Origin of the sequence: Luteibacter sp. NPDC031894 (assembly GCF_050273135.1) — a bacterium.
In the GTDB taxonomy this organism is placed as follows: Bacteria; Pseudomonadota; Gammaproteobacteria; order Xanthomonadales; family Rhodanobacteraceae; genus Luteibacter.
The window spans coordinates 479,422-498,904 of record NZ_JBNNMV010000002.1 but is presented as its reverse complement, the minus strand read 5'-3'; the positions used below and the strand labels follow the sequence as shown (position 1 = coordinate 498,904).

At 68.5% G+C, this 19,483-nt stretch carries 15 protein-coding genes and 1 pseudogene; 10 read left to right on the top strand and 6 right to left on the bottom strand.

The window, feature by feature from the left end; genetic code table 11:
* The first annotated feature begins 203 nt into the window (after positions 1 to 203).
* The 7 genes and pseudogenes from ACQKIE_RS08220 to lanKC all read left to right on the top strand — a co-directional run bounded on the left by ACQKIE_RS08220 (position 204) and on the right by lanKC (position 9,218).
* Positions 204 to 968, top strand: a complete 765-nt coding sequence (locus ACQKIE_RS08220; protein WP_427457717.1) for an ABC transporter ATP-binding protein — start codon at positions 204 to 206, stop codon at positions 966 to 968.
* Positions 965 to 3,346, top strand: a complete 2,382-nt coding sequence (locus tag ACQKIE_RS08215; protein WP_427457714.1) for an ABC transporter permease — start codon at positions 965 to 967, stop codon at positions 3,344 to 3,346. Before ACQKIE_RS08220 ends, ACQKIE_RS08215 begins: the two co-directional genes overlap by 4 nt.
* Before the next feature lie 43 nt (positions 3,347 to 3,389).
* Positions 3,390 to 4,676, top strand: coding sequence for a sigma-54-dependent transcriptional regulator (locus tag ACQKIE_RS08210; RefSeq protein WP_427457711.1), 1,287 nt, complete (start codon positions 3,390 to 3,392; stop codon positions 4,674 to 4,676).
* Positions 4,677 to 4,766, top strand: a pseudogene (locus ACQKIE_RS08205) (helix-turn-helix domain-containing protein); the annotation flags it as partial. It abuts the gene before it with no gap.
* Positions 4,767 to 4,898: 132 nt separating this feature from the next.
* Positions 4,899 to 6,128, top strand: a complete 1,230-nt coding sequence (locus ACQKIE_RS08200; RefSeq protein ID WP_427457708.1) for a sensor histidine kinase — start codon at positions 4,899 to 4,901, stop codon at positions 6,126 to 6,128.
* A 204-nt stretch (positions 6,129 to 6,332) separates the two neighbouring features.
* Positions 6,333 to 6,527: a hypothetical protein gene (locus tag ACQKIE_RS08195; protein ID WP_427457705.1), complete on the top strand. Its 195-nt coding sequence runs from the start codon at positions 6,333 to 6,335 to the stop codon at positions 6,525 to 6,527.
* 21 nt (positions 6,528 to 6,548) lie between these two features.
* A complete protein-coding gene (gene lanKC / locus ACQKIE_RS08190; RefSeq protein WP_427457702.1) occupies positions 6,549 to 9,218 on the top strand; it encodes a class III lanthionine synthetase LanKC in 2,670 nt (889 codons plus the stop codon).
* Positions 9,219 to 9,296: 78 nt separating this feature from the next.
* Here lanKC and ACQKIE_RS08185 read toward each other — a convergent pair whose 3' ends face one another.
* From ACQKIE_RS08185 to ACQKIE_RS08165, 5 genes are all read right to left on the bottom strand, one after another.
* Positions 9,297 to 11,594, bottom strand: a complete 2,298-nt coding sequence (locus ACQKIE_RS08185) for a TonB-dependent receptor (RefSeq protein ID WP_427457699.1) — start codon at positions 11,592 to 11,594, stop codon at positions 9,297 to 9,299.
* A 43-nt stretch (positions 11,595 to 11,637) separates the two neighbouring features.
* Positions 11,638 to 12,000, bottom strand: a complete 363-nt coding sequence (locus ACQKIE_RS08180) for a DUF2946 domain-containing protein (RefSeq protein ID WP_427457697.1) — start codon at positions 11,998 to 12,000, stop codon at positions 11,638 to 11,640.
* A 148-nt stretch (positions 12,001 to 12,148) separates the two neighbouring features.
* Positions 12,149 to 13,738, bottom strand: coding sequence for an MFS transporter (locus tag ACQKIE_RS08175; protein ID WP_427457694.1), 1,590 nt, complete (start codon positions 13,736 to 13,738; stop codon positions 12,149 to 12,151).
* The gene (locus tag ACQKIE_RS08170) at positions 13,735 to 15,261 is read right to left on the bottom strand and encodes an efflux transporter outer membrane subunit (RefSeq protein WP_427457691.1); all 1,527 of its coding nucleotides are present in this window, start codon (positions 15,259 to 15,261) and stop codon (positions 13,735 to 13,737) included. Before ACQKIE_RS08170 ends, ACQKIE_RS08175 begins: the two co-directional genes overlap by 4 nt.
* Entirely contained in the window at positions 15,258 to 16,247 is a 990-nt protein-coding gene (locus ACQKIE_RS08165; protein ID WP_427457688.1) for an HlyD family secretion protein, read from the bottom strand. The genes ACQKIE_RS08170 and ACQKIE_RS08165 overlap by 4 nt, the downstream gene beginning before the upstream one ends.
* Positions 16,248 to 16,396: 149 nt before the next feature.
* On the opposite strand from ACQKIE_RS08165, the gene modA reads away from it, so the two are divergent.
* Genes modA through ACQKIE_RS08150 form a run of 3 tightly spaced genes read left to right on the top strand, consistent with a single transcriptional unit; the run spans position 16,397 to position 18,488 of the window.
* Entirely contained in the window at positions 16,397 to 17,143 is a 747-nt protein-coding gene (gene modA / locus ACQKIE_RS08160; RefSeq protein WP_427457685.1) for a molybdate ABC transporter substrate-binding protein, read from the top strand.
* Positions 17,144 to 17,148: 5 nt separating this feature from the next.
* On the top strand, positions 17,149 to 17,823 hold the full coding sequence (gene modB / locus ACQKIE_RS08155) for a molybdate ABC transporter permease subunit (RefSeq protein ID WP_427457682.1): 675 nt from the start codon (positions 17,149 to 17,151) through the stop codon (positions 17,821 to 17,823).
* Positions 17,820 to 18,488, top strand: a complete 669-nt coding sequence (locus tag ACQKIE_RS08150; RefSeq protein WP_427457679.1) for an ATP-binding cassette domain-containing protein — start codon at positions 17,820 to 17,822, stop codon at positions 18,486 to 18,488. Before modB ends, ACQKIE_RS08150 begins: the two co-directional genes overlap by 4 nt.
* A gap of 99 nt (positions 18,489 to 18,587) precedes the next feature.
* On the opposite strand, the gene ACQKIE_RS08145 is transcribed toward ACQKIE_RS08150, so the two are convergent.
* The gene (locus tag ACQKIE_RS08145) at positions 18,588 to 19,382 is read right to left on the bottom strand and encodes a TOBE domain-containing protein (RefSeq protein ID WP_427457676.1); all 795 of its coding nucleotides are present in this window, start codon (positions 19,380 to 19,382) and stop codon (positions 18,588 to 18,590) included.
* Positions 19,383 to 19,483: the final 101 nt, after the last annotated feature.

Sequence of the window (19,483 nt, the reverse complement as noted above, 5' to 3'; positions counted from 1 at the left end):
CCTCCCGGGAGCCTTCCCGCCGCGCGCGCCGCGCCGCCGGGCGGGAGAGATCCGCGGAAGCCCGAATCGGCAATCGGTGCACGAGACGGGACTATCGTTACGTCTTCCGGCAACATCGGGACGTTTACCGTTCGCGGCGCCGTCACGCGCCACGACAACGCATCGCGCTGCGCTAGGCTCGGGTGACTTGAGGGAGTCGTGCGATGCAGGTCTCTTCCAGGCCACCGATCATCGAAATGCGGGGCATCGGCAAGGCGTTTCTCGCCGGTTCGATCGAATGCCAGGTGCTGACCGACATTCATTTGAGTGTGCGGCAGGGCGAGTTCGTTTCCGTGGCCGGGCCGTCGGGTTGCGGCAAGACGACGCTGCTGTCGTTGATGGGCCTCCTGGACGTGCCGACGCGTGGGGAATTTCGCTTTGCGGGCGAGCCGGTGCAGGACCTTGGACGCGCGGAGCGGTCCCGCTTGCGCAACCGGCAGATCGGGTTCGTGTTCCAGGCATTCAACCTGATCGACGACCTCAGCATCGCGGAAAACGTGGCGCTGCCGCTCTCGTTCCGTGGACGCATGTCGCGGCAGGAGCGCGGAAGGCGCGTCCGCGATGCGTTGGGGAGCGTCGGCATGACTCATCGCATGCGCCATTATCCTTCCCAGCTTTCAGGTGGGCAGAAGCAGCGGGTGGCCGTGGCCCGAGCCCTGGTGGGCGATCCCGCCATCGTGCTGGCCGACGAACCCACCGGCAATCTCGACCTGCACAACGGCGAGATCGTCATGGCCCTGCTCGGCCGCCTGCATGCCGAGGGGCGGACCATCTGCATGGTCACCCACGACGAGCGCTTCAGCGCCATGTCCGACCGGACCATTCGTCTGCTGGACGGTCACGTCGTCGACGAGAGCACCTTCCAGCAACGGCGCAGCGAAATGGAGTCAGGGCTCGACCAGCTTCGTTTCGGCGAGTCGCTGCCGTGAACCGTCGCGCGGACATGCTTCGCGCCGGGCGGGCCCTGCTGCGCCGGCCGGGCTTCCTCATGGTTGCGTCCGCGACGCTCGCGTTGGGCGTTGCCGCCATGATCGGGACGTTTACGCTCGTGGACTCCCTGCTCCTGCAACCGCCACCGTGGCCGAATCACGCGCGTGTGGTGGTGTATGGCGGGAGCACGGCGGGCGACCGCATGCGCGCGATCTCGCCTCGGCTTTACGTCGCCATCGGGTTACCGTCTTCCGTGTCGTCCCGGGGGCTGGCACGGCTGCCGGAGACCATCAATGCCGTAGCTGGCGGTCACCGCGAACTCCTTCGTGCGCAGCGCGTCGACCCGGGTTTCCTCCCCACGCTCGGCGTCGTTCCGTTGCACGGCAAGCAGGCGCCGTTGTCGGACGACGACGTCTTCGTCTCGCACGCCCTCTGGCGTCGGTGGTTTGCATGCGACCCGGACGCCGTGGGCCGGGCCATGCTGGTGGACGGTCGGCGCATGACCGTCCGTGGGGTGCTTCCCGAGGACTATCGGTTTTTTTCGGATGTCGACCTTCTCCTTCCGCTGGGCCTGGCCACGTCGGCGATCGATTCATGGGAGAACATGACGGCGGTCGCGTTGCTCGCGGTGAGGCATGACGTGAACGACTTCTCCGACGATGTCGTGCGTTCGGCCACTGCGCACGCGGGGGAGTTGCGACTGGGTCGCGACGACCTGCGTTGGTATGGAGCCACGCCTATCGACGAGCTGCTGGCCCCGGGGGCACACGCGAGCCTATGGATGTTCGCGGCGTGCGCCGTGCTCGTGGTCGTCGTCGCTGGCGTGAACGTCTCCCAGCTGATGTCCACGCGCATGTTCGGACGCATCCATGAGACGGCCTTGCAGATGGTGTTCGGCGCGAACCGGTGGCAGGCATGGATTCCCGCCCTGACCGACGCCATGGCAATCGGCCTGGCGGCATCGCTCGCAGGCGCGCCGATCGGCTTTCTCCTGGTCGGGCTCTTCCGCCGGTTCGTCCCCTCCCCATGGTTGTCGTCGGCACTGCCGCCGAGTCCGGGCTGGCGGGTCCTGCTTGCCGTCGCGGCGATGACCTTCGCCGTCGTGCTGCTGGCGGCCATGCATGGCGCGATGCGAGCCAGGATGAACCTTCTCATGCGGGAGCGCTCCGCCATGGGTGGCCTCACGGGTCTTACCACCGCCTCAGGCAATGCGCGATCGACGATGGCGATGGTGCAGGTGGCGCTGGCGACCTTGCTGGTTTCGCTGGGCGTCGCCGCGGTGGTGCGGGAAGGACGACTCGAGCGCACGCCGGCGGGTTTCGACGCTACCAACGCCATGGCGGTGGAAATCCATCCACCGCGGCAGGAGTTTCCCGAGGCGCGCGATATCGTTCGTCTGGTGGATGCCATCCGGACCGCGCTGGCGCGCGTGCCAGGTGTGGAGACGGTCAGTTGGTCCACGGAGCTACCGACGGGCCGGGGCTTCGTGATGCCCTTCCTGCACCGGGACGGGACGACCGAGTTCCTGCAGTACGGGCTCACCACGCCGGGCGCGGCCCAGGCGATGGGCATGCGCAAGATCGCGGGCCGCTGGTTCGATGAAGCCGACGGACCGTATGCCGGGCGCGTCGCGTTGGTGAACGAGGCCTACCTGCGCCGCTTCGCGGGCAGCGCGATGGGTGGTCTCGTGCTACCCGCAAGCGCACCGGACCAGGCCGCCCGCATTGTCGGTGTCGTGGCGGACACCCGGCGCGACAGCATGGGTCCCGACAACCCGGCCGTGTTCATTCCACTTGCCCAGGCGAGCCCCGGCACTTACGCACTCGTCCGGGACCTGGCGCCATCCCATATCGTGCTGCGCGGGCCCGCCGCGAGCAGTGTGGCTCGCAAGGCCCTGCCCCGAATCGTCGAAGACCTGGCGCCGTCCCTTGCCTTGTCGTCGCCGACGTCGATGGAGCAGATCGCGGATGCGCCCCTCGCCGACGCGCGGCGCGACGTTATGCTTTTTTCGACGCTTTCGCTGTTCGCGATCGGCCTGGCGGGCGTGGGTCAATATTCGGTGCAGACCGTCGAGGTCGCCGCGGCGCGTGACGCCATCGCCCTTCGCGCGGCGCTGGGCGCCACGCCCAGGAACCTGTTGACACGCGTCCTCCGCAAGGCGCTTGGCATCGCCCTCGCCGGCATCGCTCTCGGATTGACGTCGATGCACGTCCTGCAGCACTGGCTGTACCCAGACGTGGCCCTTCCCGGGGGGTTCGGCATAGCGACGACGGCGGTCGCGGCCTTGATCATGGTTCTTGCAACGGTGGCGGCGGCCCTGGCACCCGCGCGCCGGGCGGCGGATGTCGAAGCCTGGCGGGTAGTGCGCAGCGATTGACCATGCCGCAAGGCGGCGCATGCAGATTGGGGAAAGGCAAAGTATGTCCAGAAGCAACGAAATCGCGGCCCCGGTCCTGGTGGTCGACGATCATCCCGATATCCGGCTCGCCTTGCGCATCCTCCTGCACTCGGAGGGACTTGCCACGGTCGATGTCGCCTCCGCGGCGGCGGCGCTCGATGCGGTTGCCAGGACCGAGTTCGGCTGCGCCGTGGTCGATCTCAACTATGCGTCCGACACGACCTCCGGCCACGAAGGCCTCGATCTCGTGACGCGACTGCGCGACGAAGCCCCGGAGATGCCCATCATCGCGATGACCGCCTGGGGCAGCATCGAGATCGCCGTGCGCGCGATGCGATTGGGTGCCGCGGACTTCATCGAGAAGCCATGGAACAACGCGCATCTGATCCACGCCGTTCGCAGCCAGCTCGCGCTGCGCCAGATGGCGGACGAGAACCGGCGCCTGCGCGCCGAGGCCGCGCTCTCCCGGCAAGGCGTGGACATGCTGCGCATCGGCGAATCCTCCTCGATGCGGCGCGTGCTCGAACTGATCCACAGGATCGCCAGCGGTGACGGCAACGTGCTGGTGCTGGGCGAGAACGGCACAGGCAAGTCTCTGGTCGCACGCGAGATCCATGCACGTTCGCCGAGGGCCGAACAACCGGTGATCCGGGTGGACATGGGCACGCTGCCCGAATCCCGTTTTGCCGAGGAAATGTTCGGTGAAGACAAGCCAGTGCCTCGGCCCGGCCGCTTCGAATTGGCGCACGGCGGGAGCCTCATCCTCGAGGAAGTGGGCAACATCCATCCGCTCCAGCAGGTGAAGCTCCTCCGCGTCGTCGAGGAAGGCGAACTGGAGCGCTGCGGAGGCATGCGCACGCGCCGCGTCGATGTCCGCGTTATCTCCACCTCCAACGCCGACCTCGACGCCGCCACACGCAGCGATCGCTTCCGCCGGGACCTGTTGTACCGGCTCAACGCCATGCAGGTACGCCTGCCGCCGCTGCGCGAACGGCAGGAGGACATCGTTCCGCTGGCCCGGCACTTCCTGCTTCGCGAGTGCCGTCGCAGGGGGCGTAGTGCGATGCTGTTCACACCTTCGGCGGAAAGGGCCTTGCGCGGCTACGACTGGCCGGGCAACGTGCGGGAACTGGAGCACACCATCGACCGTGCCGTGCTCCTGGCCGGCAGGGACGACGTCGATGCAGACGCGCTGTCGCTCCAGCGACGCCGGGACGAACCGGTGGTGCTGGACAGTCTCACCCTTCCCGAGGCCGAGGAGTTGCTGATCAGGCAGGCGCTCGAACGGAACGACCACAACCTCCAGTGAGCCGCCGATGCCCTCGGCATCTCTCGCCAGGCCCTTTACCGCCGCTTGGAGAAGCGCCGGGCCCGCGGTGGGCTGGAGTCGGTCGACTGACGATCCGGGCACGCCGCCTTCCGACGCGAGCACCTTGAACAACGTGCACGTTCGACCCGCCTGCAACTTGGGGCGGCGCCATGGGTCGCCATCGTCCTGCTGCCGGTGACTGCCGCGGGAGGGTCGCTGGTGGTGCTCGACGACCTTTCATGGATGCTGCGGCTGGGTCTGTTCACTTTGGGCATGTCCATCACGCTCGCGCTCGCGTGGACCGCCGGACGCCGGGTCATGGACACGCTCGACACCGTTTCCGACCTCCTCAGTGCCTTGCGTGAAGGCGACTTCGGCTTGCGTGGGCGCGTTCGGTCGGGGCACGACCCGCTGCAACGCCTGGTGGAGGACGTCAACCTCCTGTCCGATGTGTTGCGCGACGGACGGCGTAAGCGCACGGAAGCGTCGCGGTTCCTGGGTAAGACCCTTACCGCCCTCAAGGACCCGGTGTTCGTTGCGGACGAGCAGGGCAGGTTGCGCCTGATCAATCCGGCGGCGCGCCAGTTGATCGGCGCGGAAAAGGCCGTGGTGGTCGGTCGTGACCTCGTGTCGCTCGGCCTCGCCGAGGCGTTCGCCACGCCGGACAACGCGGTCTTCCATGGTCGCTTTGCGGGAGGAGAGGGACGGTGGGCAGTGCGCCGCGCGGCTTGGCGCAGCGACGGACGCGAGCACCGCCTGATCATGCTGCGCGACCTGAGCGCGGCGCTCGGGCAGGAAGAGCGTCGCGCGTGGCAACGCCTGATCCGCGTGCTGAGCCATGAGCTCAACAACTCGCTGACACCGATCGCCTCACTGGCCGGTAGCCTGGCCAGCCTCCTCGAGAAGCAGTCCGCCGAAAGCCTGCGCGGGGATATGCGAACGGGTCTCGACGTCATCGAGCGGCGTGCCACGTCCCTTGCCCGCTTCCTCGCCGGCTACGGAAAGCTCGCACGCTTGCCGCCGCCCCGCCCCCGCTCGTTCCGTCTCGACGTCGCGTTGGCAAGGTTGGCCGCGCTCGACCGCCGCCTCGACATCGCGGTGCTGGGCACGGAGCAGGTCACGATGTATGGCGACGAGGACCAGCTGGCACAGGCGTTCATCAACCTGCTCCGCAATGCGGTCGAGGCCGCTCTTCCCGTCGTGGGTGCCGTTCGCCTGGACTGGTACACCGAGGGGCGCCGCGTGTGCATTGTCGTCGAGGACGACGGCGTGGGTCTGCCCGAAAGCGATGCGCTCTTCGTTCCCTTCTTCACGACCAAGTCCGAAGGCTCCGGGATAGGGCTCAGCCTGACCCGGCTGATCCTGGAGGCCCATGCCGGGACCGTCGAATTGGTATCACGGACCGACGCTCGCGGCGCCGTGGCCACGGTCCGCCTCCCGCTCTTTCCCTGAGGGTTAGCGGCGTCCGAAGCCGGACGCCGGTGTCCGTTTCCGGACGGTGAGCCGACCGTTTTCGATGTGGAGCGTGAAGAACATGTCTTCCCGGGCCGTCGCTGCCCCTGTGACGCCCGGTTTTCCATTGCGACACGGCAAGTGGGCTCCCTAGATTCGCGGCGCACACCACGTGCGACGGACCTTCAACGAACGAGGAAAGCCATGAACCGGATCCTGGAACTGCAGCTCATGCAAATCGACGCCGCATCGATGAACGACACCAACGAAACCAACTACAGCACCTGCAGCAATCGCCGTGCTCGACCGCCAATGGGGATGGCTTCGACGAGATGGCTTGACGAGCCTGGGGGGCGCGGTGCGGGAGGCCTCATGGCTCCCGTGCCGGCATCGGCGTGACTTACAGGGGATGTGACGGGCATGGAGCGACACACGGAATTGTTGCAATACACCGCCGTGGACCGGGAATTCTTCGAGCCCTACGGGCGTCGCGAGATCGATACCGCCGACTTCGTCCAGCCCGTCCGGCGCATTGTTCCGGAAGAGTGGCGGGTACGGCGATCCGGGATCTGGATGCACTGCTCGCCGCCCGGTGTCGAGCTGCCGACGCAGGGATGGAAGATCCACGTCTCGAGCGTGGCGGCCACGGCCCGCATCGTGGTTTCGATCGCGGCCGCCGCGCTGGTCGCTTCGGGCACCGCGTTCAAATTCGCGGCGGACGCGCGCATGCTCGCGGCGATCAACGGAAAGCGTTGGCCGCGTGGGGGATCGGGGAAATTCATCACCGTGTACCCGCGCGGCATCGAGGACTTCCGCCGCATCATCGACGACCTCTACGTCGCGTTGTCCGGCTACTCCGGCCCCTACGTCCTCAGCGATCGCCGGTACCGCGATTCGCGAGTGCTCTATTACCGCTACGGGGGCATCGCCGGCGAACACCGCACGACAGCGGATGGACGCCGGGAATATGTGCTGCGCGCCCCGGACGGAAACCTTGAGCCCGATGAACGCAAGCCGGGGTTCCACCTGCCCGCGTGGCTGCGTGATCCGTTTCCGCCGGAGCCGCACGAGGGCAAGGGCGACGGTGCTCACCTGGGCGCGGGGCGGTTCCGCCTGCGACGGGCCCTGTCGTTTTCGTCCGCGGGCGGCATCTATCTGGGGGACGACCTCGACGAAGGCCGCCCCGTGATCATCAAGGAAGCGCGTCCCTTCATCGGCGGTGGCGACACAGCGACGACCATGCTGCGAAAGGAGTTTCGCCTCCTGCGCCGGCTGGCGCCGCTTCGTGTGGCGCCGCAGCCGGTCGCTTACTTCCGCGATTGGGAGCACAGCTACCTCGTGGAGGAGTTCATCGAAGGCGACACATTGCGCAGCTGGCTCGCGCGGCGCTATCCCTGGCTGCGGACACGGATGACGCGGGATGACGTGCAGCGCTACCTCGAAGAGGTCATCGCGGTGTTCGGGCGCTTCGCGGAAGCCCTCGAACTCACCCACGACGCCGGCGTGTCGATGGGCGACCTGTCGTTCCACAACTGCATCGTCACGCCCGGTGGCGAAGTGCGCCTGATCGATCTGGAGACAGCGATCGAGGAAGGCCTCGACCTGCCGCTGGACGTACGCACGCCTGGATTCGCGTCGCCGCGCCCCGTGCGCGACCATCCGGACGCGGCGCGCGCCGAGGATACCTATGCGTTCGGCGCCAACCTGCTCGCGGCGGTCATGCCGATGAACGCGATGCTGCCGCTCGATCGGTCGGCCGCGTCGCGCTTCGTCCATCGCATGAGCGAGGATCTCGGATATCCCGGTGCGCTCGCTGACATCATCGGCTCCCTGCTCGACCCCGACAGCACGAAGCGACCGACGCCTGTCGTTGCGATGGGCGCCCTGCGCAAGGCCTTCGACGCGGCGCCCGTCACCTGTCCGGTGGCCAACAACCCGCCGAAGCCAGAGCATGCGGAGGCGCTGTTCGCTTACATCGACGGCATGGCGAGGTCGGCACGGCCGGACCGCTACGTGCCGGCGGGTCCCGAGGTGTTCCAGAGTCATCCCTGGGGCGTGGCACACGGCGCCGCGGGCGTGTTGCATGCCTACCTCCGTGGCGGCAGGAACGCCCCGGAGGGATTGCTGGCTTACCTCGTCGATGGCGCGCGTCGCAGGCAGGATCGCGGCGCCAGCCTGATGCACGGCGATGCCGGCATCGCGTGGGTGTTGTTCGACGGGGGCGAGCCGGAACTCGCGACGACGTTGTTGGGCGCGCTGTCGCCCGACACGGCCATCCGCGCGCATGCCGGGTTGCACGACGGGCTGGCAGGCTGGGGCCTCGCGCGGATCAAGGCCTGGCGCGAGACGGCCGAATCCGGCTTCCTGACCGCGGCGGCGGAAGCTGGCGAGCTGTTGCTACGAAGTGCGGTGGCCGGCGAGGGAACCCTGCATTGGCCGCGCGGCGACGTGCAACCGGTGGGACTTGCCCAAGGCGCGGCGGGCATCGCGCTGTTCCTCCTCCACCTGCATGTGGCGACCGGCGACGAGCGCTTCCTGCGTGCGGCCGACAGCGCGCTGGCATTCGATCTCGCCCAACGCGGCCACAATCCCGACGGCGATGCCACGTGGCCGAAAGAGGTGGGAGGGGCCACGTTCTTCCCGTACCTGCGCCACGGCACGGCAGGTATCGTCGCCGTGGCCGCGCGGTTCCATGCCTGCACGGGAGACGCGCGATACCGTCATATCGTCCGCGGTGCCGAAGCGGACCTCATGCGCCGACACGCCATTTCCCCCGGGCTGTTCGACGGACTCACCGGCATCGGCGAAACCCTCCTGGACCTCGCCGATGCGTTTCCCGACGAAGCCGCCGGCTACCTGGCGGCGGCACGACGTATCGCGGGTGGCATCGAGCCCTTCCTCGTGCCGCGCAAGGAGGGACTTGCCGTGCCCGGTGCCGAGCTGCTCCGCCTGAGTTGCGATTTCGCCACGGGCAATGCCGGTGTCGGCGCCTTCTTCGACCGCCTCCATGGCGGCGCACCCGCTTCGTTCATGCTCGACGAACACCTGTCGTCCGGGTGGCGGAAGCCGTCCACCGGAGCGATGGCATGAGGTTCCGCGACGCCGCTCCCTAACGGCGTCGTGGTTCGGTTCCCGCCAGTCGCCGCGATGGCGGGAGCCTCACGATGCTCACAGGTGGAACTTCGCCTCGGCGAGCCACGTGCGCGACGGATACGGGTAATACACGTAGTAGCGCCGGTTGGTGAGGTTGTCGACGCCCACGCCGAGGTCCACGTGGTCGCTGGCCTTCCAGGAAACCTTGGCATCGAAGGTCAGGAAATCGCTGGCGCCGCCGAACGTGTCCGGGTGCACGTCGCTGTGGTCGAGCGTGTTGTACTGCCGACCAGAGTAGCGCCCGGCAAGCGTCAGTGCCAGCCGCTCGCTCGCGTGCCAGGTCGCGACGAGGTTCGCCCGCCATCGGGGGATGCGGTAGAACTGCTTGCCTTCGGAGGACGGATTGCGCGCGTTGCGGACCGTCGTTGCCTGCGTGTAGGCGGCGTTCGCGGTGATGTCGAGGCCCTGCCACACGACGTCGCGCCCGTCGTAGCTCGCTTCCGCGCCGCGTGTACGCACGAGCCCGACGTTCTGCACGTTCGTCACGTTCGGGAAGACGGTGGTGTCGGTCTGGCTGAAGAGCGTGTTCCGTGTGTCGCTGCGGAACACGCTGAAGCGCGCGACACCGTTCTCGCGATACCACTCCGCGGAGAGTTCTCGGGACAGGTCGTTCTCCGGCTTCAACGACGGATCGTTGTTCACCAGCGCGATGCCGTTGAACGTTCCCTGGAAGAGTTCGTTCACGGTGGGGAATCGATACGCCCGCGCACCGGAAAGGCGCAGCAGCACCGACTCGCTCACATTCCACGCGAGCGAGGCCTTCGGCGACGTATGCGACTCCTTCCGTTCCGGGTATGCGATGCCCGCCGTTGCGGTGGCACGTGCGCCGTTGAATGCGCGCCATTGCTCATAGCGCGCACCCACGGTGAGGCGCCAACGCTCCGCCAGTTGCCACGCATCCTGCAGGTAAAGCGCCTGGGTCTGCGTACTGCCGCCGTTGGCGGCGGCGAGCGCGCCCGCGCCGCCATCGCGCCACGCGTCCAGTGCGTAACTGGCATTGTCCAGGCGGTATCCGTCGTAGTGGTAGCCGAAGCTCACCGTATGCGTGTTGGGCGCCATGCTGTCCGGTGTGTGGCTTGCACGCAGGTCCAGCGTGCGCCACCGGCTGCCGTCCCCCGCGGTGAGCAACCCCGGGCCGTCGTAGGTGACCGTCGAGGCGACTCGGTCGCGGTTGCGGTCCATGTCGAAATAGGAGACGTCGCCTTCCACGTTCCAGCCGGTTTCGCGGTGCGTGCCGAGCGAAAGGCCGTAGAGATAATTGCGGCTCTGCCGCGTGCTCGGCGCGAAGTAGTTGGCGGGCAGCGTGTATTGCCGGCCGTCGATGGTCACCGGTCCGGACCAGACGGGCTGTCCCTGTGCGTCGCGCAGGAACGTCTGGGTGCGATGCGAAAGGTCCTGCTTCCAATAACCCGCCGTCACCGCCGCCGTCAGGTCGGGCGTGACATCGTAGGTAAGCCGGACATGCGCCTCGTCCTGGCGGGTGGCTTCCTGGCCTTCGCTGTTGATGCCGACGACCTGCCGCGGCAGGCCATTCGCACCGGTGTCGCCGATGGCACCCGTCACCGGGTTCTGCGTGCCTGGACGCACGGAGGCGTTCTGCGTGGCGTAGACCAGCGGCTGGCCATTCGCCTGCAGGTGTGACACGCCAGCGAGGAAGGCAAAGCGCCCCAGACGATCGCCGAACGTGACCGATTGCCGGCTGCCACCGTAGTCGCGGTCCACGCCATAGGTGTCGACGTGCTGGGTGAAGCCCTGCACCTCCGCCGTCAGCTCCCGCTTTTCAGGCATGCGCGTGGTCATGAGCACGGTGGCGCCGATGGCGTTACCGGGATAGAGGGCGGAGTAGGCGCCGTAGATGACGTCGACACGCGCGAGGTTCTCCGGAAACGCCATGGACCAGCGCGGCGGGTTCGCCCAGTTGTTGCCGAGCAGGTTCGAGAGGAGCAGGCCGTCGAGGTACACGAGTCCACGCGCGCTTTGCTGGTTGCTGGTGCCGCGCACGGAGAACGTGGCGTTCTCATCGCCGGCGAAGCGTTTGCGAATGCCGAAAGCGGGGAGGTACTTCAGGGCGTCTTCGGTGTCGACGATGTTGAGGCGGTCCAGTTGCGCGGCGCTGACCGTTTCCACGGCCGAGGGCATGTCAGGGTCGACGCTGGTGGATTTGTTCGCGGCGGACACGCGCACCTCGCGCAGCATGGTCGCGCGTTGTGGATCGTCGGCGGCGTCGCCTGCGTGGGCGGCGAGCGAGGCTGCGCCCAAGGCGCAGCAAATGGCGCACGGCAGAGCGCGCCCTGGGAAAGGAGGCAGGAGCATCATGGGAGTCCGTTGTCGGTGGCTAAGGCGCGATCGGGGGCGATCAGACCTGTGCCATCGGCGGACCCCGGGCAGGTGCATGGGCAACGCGGGCAGACGGGCGCACGCGGGGAACCGGCGCCGTCGCGAGCGCATGGGTGACGGGTGGAAGCGCATGGCCGACGAAGTAGCTGCCGGCCACGCCGGGCAGCTGCGCGAACAGCGTGCAGTAGCCACAGGCATCGTCGCAGTCTGGCGATCCGCGCGAATCGTGCGGCGCCGGCGTTTGCGCCATCGCGTGATGATGTCCGGGCATCGCCATGGCCATCGCCATGGCGGCGTGGTCGTGGGCAGGTGGAGCGAAAGCGACAAGGGATCGTGACACCGTGGGCACGAGCGCGGTGAGCCAGACGGCGACGAGCGCCATCCATCCCAACCATCGTTTTCCCGCCGGGCTTCGACGCACCGGATCCACCCTCATGACAACCCTGGACATGGGTCCAAGGATCATCGCACGGGCAGGCGTGAAGCCCATGCGACACGGTGTCGCTGCCAGCGTGGTCGCGGCCCCTCCTTCAGAACGGTCGCGGCGGTACGGCGGGCGGGGCGGCCATGTCCGGTGCCTTGCGCAGGACCAGCACGAGGGCCACGGCGAGCGTCGCCACGCACGAGGCAAGCAGGAAGCCGTCGAGCGTGGAGAGCGTATAGGCTTGCGTGCGGACGGCGGTCGCCAGCAGCCCGGCGCCCCGCGCCTCGGCGTCGTTCCCCTGGCTCAACGAGCCGACCGCGTGGGCATAGGCCGCGATACGTTCCGTCGTCGCCGGATCGGTCGCCGCCACGTGCTGGCCGATCAGGTTCGAATGCCATTGCTCCGCCTTGCGCGTGAACACCACCAGCAGCGACGTGCCTAGTTGGCCTCCGAACAGCCGCGCCGTCTGGATGATGGCGCCGAACGTGATGCCGTCGGTGGGACCCAGGTGGTGGCCGAAGAAGTAGATCACCGCGGTAAGTTCCAGTGTTTCGCCCATCGCCTGCAGGAGCAACGCGACACTGAAGTTTCCTTCCACCCATTGCGAGGTGATGCCGGTGGCGAGGAGGAATCCGGCGGCCGCCATCGCGAAGCCCGTGCCGATGGCGAAACGAGGTTCCAGGCGACCCAGCATCCACGCGACGAGCGGCGCGATCACCAACTGCGGAAGGGCGACCCATAGCAGGGCGTTGCCCACCTCCAGCGGGCGGAGTCCACGTACCTGGATCAGGTAGCTGGTGACCAGCGTGTTGCTCGCCGTCACGAGGAAGCGGGTCGCGAGCACCAGGACGATGAGCACGATGACGTTGCGCCGCACGAGCAGCCGGAAGTCGATGCTCGGCACATCCAGCGTGGATTCGTGCAGGAGGAACAGCCCCAGCGCGATGGCGCCGGTCACGAGCAGGGTCACGATCAACGAGGAGGAGAGCCAGTCGAGCCGGTCGCCCTGGTCCAGTGCGATGAAGACGAGGGTGAACCCGGACGCGGCGAGCAGCATGCCCCGGAAGTCGCCATGCCGAAGGTACTCGCGGTCGATCGGCAGGCGGCGCAGGCCGAACCAGTAGAGGGCGAACAACGGGAGCGCCACGACCGTGTTCTGCCAGAAGATCCAGTGCCAGGTCGCGTGCTCCATGTACCAACCCTCGAGCGACGACGCCACGTTGAGACCGAGGATGATGTTCATGGCATAGGCGGCGAGGCCCCACGGCCAGAGATGGCGAGGAAGGGAAATCAGGATGAAGGAGGCCGTGAGCGGGATGAAGGTGCCGGAACCGAGGCCGGCGACGACTTGCAACAGCAGCAGCGTGCGCAGGTCGGGTGCGAGGGGCAGCAGGAACATGGCGATGCCATAGACGGCGCAACCCGCCAGCAGCACCCGTCGCGGTGTGTAGACCCGGCCGAGGAAGATCGCCAGCGGGCCGATCATCATCTGTGCGGCGGAAAAGGCCGTGGGAATCCAGGCGCCCTCGTCGAATCCCGCGCCGATCGCGCCGCGTACATCCGCCAGCCCGAGGGAGGTGAGACGCGAGGTAAGCGTCGTCGCTACCGCGCCGACCAGCACGGCCGCCACGCCGAGCCACGGCAGGTTGGCCGGGGGCGCTGGCGCGCCGGCGACGGTATCGGCCGTCGCGCTCATTGGGACACTCCGGCGCCGGCCACGGGCTGCCTCGGCACGGCCTCGCCTTCGCTCCAACCGCCTCCCAGTGCCTTGATCAGCGTGACGGCCGCGAGCAGCCGTTGCTGGTCGTTCTGGATGGCCGCGCGTCGGCTGGCGAGTGCCTGGCGTTCCGAGTCGACGACTTCGAAATAGCCCGCCAGCCCCCGGTCGTAGCGCGAACGCGACACTTTCGCCGCCGCCGTCGCGGCGTCCACGGTCGCGGCCAACGCGTCGCCGCGCTCGCGCAACCAGCGCGTATCCGTGAGCGCGTCCTGCACTTCGCGGAACGCGACGATGCCTCCTTGCCGCCAGTTCGCCAGCGCGCCGCGATAGCTGGCGTCGGCTGCCTGCAGGTTGGAACGGTTGCGGCCGCCGTCGAAGATCGGCAGGTGGATGGCCGGACCGATCGACCAGGCGCGACTGTCCGCGCTGGCGAGGTCGCCGAGTCCATCGCTCGCGATGCCGCCTGCCGCGGTCAGGCGTACCTGCGGAAAGAAGGCCGCGCGTGCAACGCCAATGCGCGCGCTCGCGGCCGCCAGCGCGCGTTCGTCCGCGGCCACGTCCGGGCGTCGCTCCAGGAGCGTGGACGGCAGGCCCGCGGGAACCTCCGGCAGCACGGGCGTCCATGCCCGCACCGCGACGGTGAAGTCCGGCGCGTTGCGCCCTTCCAGCACCGCCAGCGCATGCTCCAGATTGTCCCGGCGACGGTGGGCATCGGCGAGGTCGGCACGCGTCTGGGTAAGGTCGGCGCGTGCACGGAGGACGTCGAGGTCGCCGACCACGCCGGCGTGCGCGCGCCGTTCCGCGAGTCGCAACGCGTCGTCGCGCAGACTGACGGTGCGCGCGAGCACGTCGATGTCGCGATCGCTGCTGCGCAGGGAGATATACGTGGACGCGGTGGTGGCGGCGAGGCTGAGCCGTAGTGCGGCGATGGTGTCGGCGTTGCCTTCCACCTCGGCACCGGCGGCTTCCACGCTGCGCCGGACCCGTCCCCAGAGGTCGACCTCGTACGCGACGTCGACGGGAACGCGCCACAGCGTCGTCTCGAGCTCGGGCAGGCGGTTGGCGACCGAGCCGGAGGTGCGCGCGCGTGCGTAAGCCGGATCCAGCGACACGTCGGGAAACTCGTCCGCGCGCGCGACGCCCAGCAGCGCACGGCTACGATCGTAGCGGGCGAGTGCGGCCGCGAGGTCCTGGTTGGCGGCGAGCGTGGCGGCGACATGACGGTCGAGTTCCTCGTCGCGGAACAGCGTCCACCAGGCGTCCGATAGCGGCGCGTTCACGGCGGGTGCTTCGCGCCAGGCAGCGGGGGCGGAAGCCTCCGGTCGCCGATAGTCGGGCCCGACCACGCAACCCGCCAGACTCACCGCGAAAACAACCAGCACCGTCGTGGGAAGCGCGCTGGCGCGCGAACGCTTCTTGCCGCGAGCACCCGTTCGCGCGCCAGCGCGCTTCCCACGGCGGTCCTCCTCCTCGCCAGGCCCGACGCGCCACAAGTTCATGGCGCACTCTCGTCGGCATGGATCTTCACGATGGTGGAAAGGCCTGGCGTCAGCCTCTCGCGATAGCGGCGCAGGTCGTCGGCCGCGAAAACGATCTTCACCGGTACGCGCTGGACGACCTTGGTGAAGTTGCCGGTGGCGTTATCCGGGGGAAGGAGGGCGAACTGCGAACCGGAGGCCGGCGACAGGCTGTCGACATGGCCGACGAAGCGGACGTCGGGCAGGGCGTCCACGGTCATGCAGGCCGGCGTGCCGCGACGGATGCGAGCGAGCTGTGTCTCCTTGAAGTTCGCGACCACCCAGACCTCGTCCGACACGATCGAAAGCAGCGTTTGCCCGGCATTGACCCTCGCGCCGACCTCGACGGTGCGGCGGCCGACGTAGCCGCTTACCGGTGCGATGACCTTGGTATAGCCATACGCCAATTGCGCGTCGTGCAGGGCGGCTTCCGCGGTCGCGACCTGCGCCCGTGCCGACGCCGTCGCCGCAACCGCCGCCACCTTGCGGGCGCCCGCGCTGGCGCGGTTCGCCACCGCGGAATCGGCCGCGGCCTTGGCCGCGTCGAATTCCTGGCGCGAGATGCCGCGCGGCGTCTCGCTCACCAGCTCGCCGGCACGGCGCAGGTCGAGCACCGTCTTCCGGGCGGAGGCGTCCGCCGCGGCGATGGCGGCGGACGCCTCCGCGATCTGCGCCTCGGCGCTCGCCAGCTGGCCCCTGGCCCGGGCGATTTCCGCTCGCGCCTGTTCCACGCGCACGTCGAAGTCGCGCGTATCGAGTTCCAGCAGGACGTCACCCGCCTGCACATGCTGGTTGTCGTTCACATGCAGCGTGAGCACCGTGCCCGTGACGCGTGGCGCCACCGGATGGATACGCCCGGTCACATAGGCATCGGTCGTCGTTTCCGTGCCGTCCAGCCAGAAAAACAGCAGGACGGCCAGCGTGCCGAGCACGAGGATTCCACCGATGATGCGCAACGCGTGTTTCATGCAACGTCCCCCTGCCCACGGCCCATCACGCTGCCACTGGGCACGGGGTCGATGCTTGGCGAATCCTGCGCGCGCGGCGCGGCGGATTCGTCGTTGACCCACCGCTATATAGCTTCCTATATTGCGGGGTCTTCCTCCGGGACCGCATCATGCGATTTCGCCCGCTCGTCGCGCTGATCCTCATGGCCGGGCCGTGCGCGGCGAACGCCGCCGATCTCGTCGTCTCCGCCGCCGCCAGCCTCACCAACGCCTTCCAGGCGGTGGGCAAGGCCTATGAGGCGCGGCATCCGGGGACCCATGTCGTGCTTAATTTCGCCGCCTCGGACGTACTGCTGCGGCAGATCGTGAATGGCGCGCCCGCGGATGTCTTCGCTTCCGCGGACCAGGCGGCGATGGACAAGGCCGTGGCCGCGAAGGCCGTCGATCCGGCGACGCGGCGGGACTTCGCACGCAACCAGCTGGTCCTGGTGGTGCCGAAGGTTGCCCGCGTCCCGGTATCGTCCCCCGCGAGTCTCACCGACGCGGCCGTCAAGCGTGTGGCCTATGGCGACCCGGGTTCGGTGCCGGCGGGGCGCTACGCAAAGGCCTCGCTGGAGCGTCTGGGCTTATGGGAGGCGGTGTCGGCCAAGGGCGTGCTGGCGCAGAACGTCCGCCAGGCCCTCGATTATGTCGCGCGCGGCGAGGTGGAAGCCGGCCTCGTCTTCGCCACCGACGCTGCAATCATGCGCGACCGGGTGACCGTCGTGGCGGTGTTGCCGACGCCGACGCCGGTGACGTACCCGATGGCCGTCGTCGCCCACTCGACGCAGGCGCGCGAAGCGGCGGCTTTCCAAGGCTTCGTGCAGTCGGAGGAAGGCCGCACGATCCTCGCCGGCTTCGGTTTCCAGGCGCCCTGACTCGCATGGACACGATCTGGGAGCCACTGGCACTGACGTTGAAGGTCGCGCTGTGGGCCACCGCGATCAATCTGGTGCTCGGCGTCGCCGTGGCGTACGGGCTGTCCCGCTGGCGCTCGCACGCGCGGGAAGTGGTGGATTCGGTCCTCACCTTGCCCCTGGTCCTGCCGCCCACCGTGCTCGGTTACTACCTGCTGGTGCTGCTAGGACGGCGTGGCGTACTCGGAGAGTGGCTGGACAGGCTGGGAATCGAACTGGTGTTCACCTGGCAGGGCGCGGTCATCGCGTCGACCCTGGTGGCCTTCCCCCTCGTGCAAAAGGCGGCGCGCGCCGCGTTCGAGGCCGTCGATCCGCAGCTCGAGGATGCGGCGCGCGTACTCGGACTGGGCGGCGCGGCGGTGTTCTTCCGGGTGTCGCTGCCGCTCGCCATGCGCGGCATCACCGCCGGCGCCTTGCTCGCGTTCGCGCGCGCCATGGGCGAGTTCGGCGCGACGTTGATGATTGCGGGCAACCTCCCGGGACGGACACAGACGCTGTCGGTCGCGATCTATGCCGCGGTGCAGGCGGGCGACGACCGCTCCGCGGGGATCATGGTGCTGGTCACCTCGGTGACCTGCGTGCTCGCGTTGTTGCTTGCCGGCTGGCTGGCGCCCGACCACCTGCGCCGGAGCCGGCCATGAGCCTGGATATCGCCATCCGCAAGACGCTGCGCGCTGACGACCGGTGCTTCGAGCTCGACGTCGCCTTCGCCTCCGATCACCGGCGAATCGTGCTGTTCGGGCATTCCGGTGCCGGCAAGAGCCTGACCTTGCGCGCGATGGCGGGATTGCTCGCACCCGACGCGGGGCACGTACGCGTGGACGGCAGGACATTGTTCGATGCGAGCACGCGCATCGACGTCCCCGTGCGGGAGCGCGGCGTCGCCTACGTCTTCCAGGACTATGCCTTGTTCCCGCACCTCACCGTGGCGCAGAACATCGGCTTCGGGATCGAGCGGGGCTGGTTCAACCCGGCGCGACGCACGCGCGACGAACGCGTGCGACGCTGGATCGATACGTTCGAGCTCGGCACCGTCGCCGACAGTTATCCGTCCCGCATCTCCGGCGGTCAGCGCCAGCGCGTCGCCCTGGCGCGCGCGCTCGTGGCCGAGCCACGCCTGGTACTGCTGGACGAACCGTTCGCCGCACTGGACCCGGCGCTCCGCGGACGCATGCGCGCCGAATTGCGTGCACTCCAGGCGCGCCTGGACCTGCAGATGCTGGTCATCACGCACGATCCCGCGGACGTCGCGGCACTGGAAGGCCACACGATCGAATTGCGCGACGGACGCGTCGCGACCCGCTGACGCCGCCACATCGCCGTGCGAACGATGGGCGCGAATGCAGGTGTGAAGCGCGCTGGCGCGCGAAGGGTGCTCGCGGGAAGCCGCAAGTGAACATCGCGATCAGTCCGTGACCCCGAGGATCACCGACGAAGCGTCGAAGACCGCCAGCACGCGCTCGCCTTCCGCCAGGTCCAGATCCGCGACGCTCTCCATCGTGACGATGGCGCAGATGCTGCCGCCGCCATCGAGACTGACCGTGACTTCGCTATTCACCGCACCGGGGACCACACGCGACACGGTGCCCGGCAGGCGGTTCGACGCCGACACGCGCAGGCCGTCACCCGGCAGCGCGAGCATGACCCAGCTGGCCTTCACCAGCGCCACGACCGCGCGTCCGACGACGAGCCCGAGACTGGCGGCGCTTTCGCGCGTCACGGTGGCGAGGAGCGCCGCGCCGCCCGGGAGCGACACCTCCACGGTGTCGTTCACCGCGCCTTCGCCGATGCGCCGGACGGTGCCGGCCAACTGGTTGCGCGCGCTCGTTCGCATCGTGAAGGTCCTCAGGAGGTGCAAGTCGTCCGTGGCGTCCTCGCCGAGTCCGGCCAGGCGCTCCACGAAGCGGCGATGCTCGGCCTCGATGCCGCGAAACGATGCGATGAGGCGTTCCGCTCGCGCCGTGAGCTTCGCACCGCCGCCGCCGCGGCCGCCGGCGGTACGCAGCACCAGCGGCTCGCCCGCGAGGTTGTTCATCGCTTCCACGGCATCCCAGGCACCCTTGTAGCTCATGCCCGAGGCCTTGGCCGCCGCGGTAATCGAGCCCGTGGCACCGATGTGCGCCAGGAGTTCGACGCGGTCGATGCCGCCCCAGCGGCGGGCGCCGTCGGTCAACCAGAGCGAGCCTTCGTAGTGGAGCATCGCGGAAGTTTAGGCTTCTTCGTGCCCTCGTGGGATGATGCCGCCGCCCACGACAGACAGATGACCAGGCCAAGCGGTGACGGACAGGCAAGACACGACGC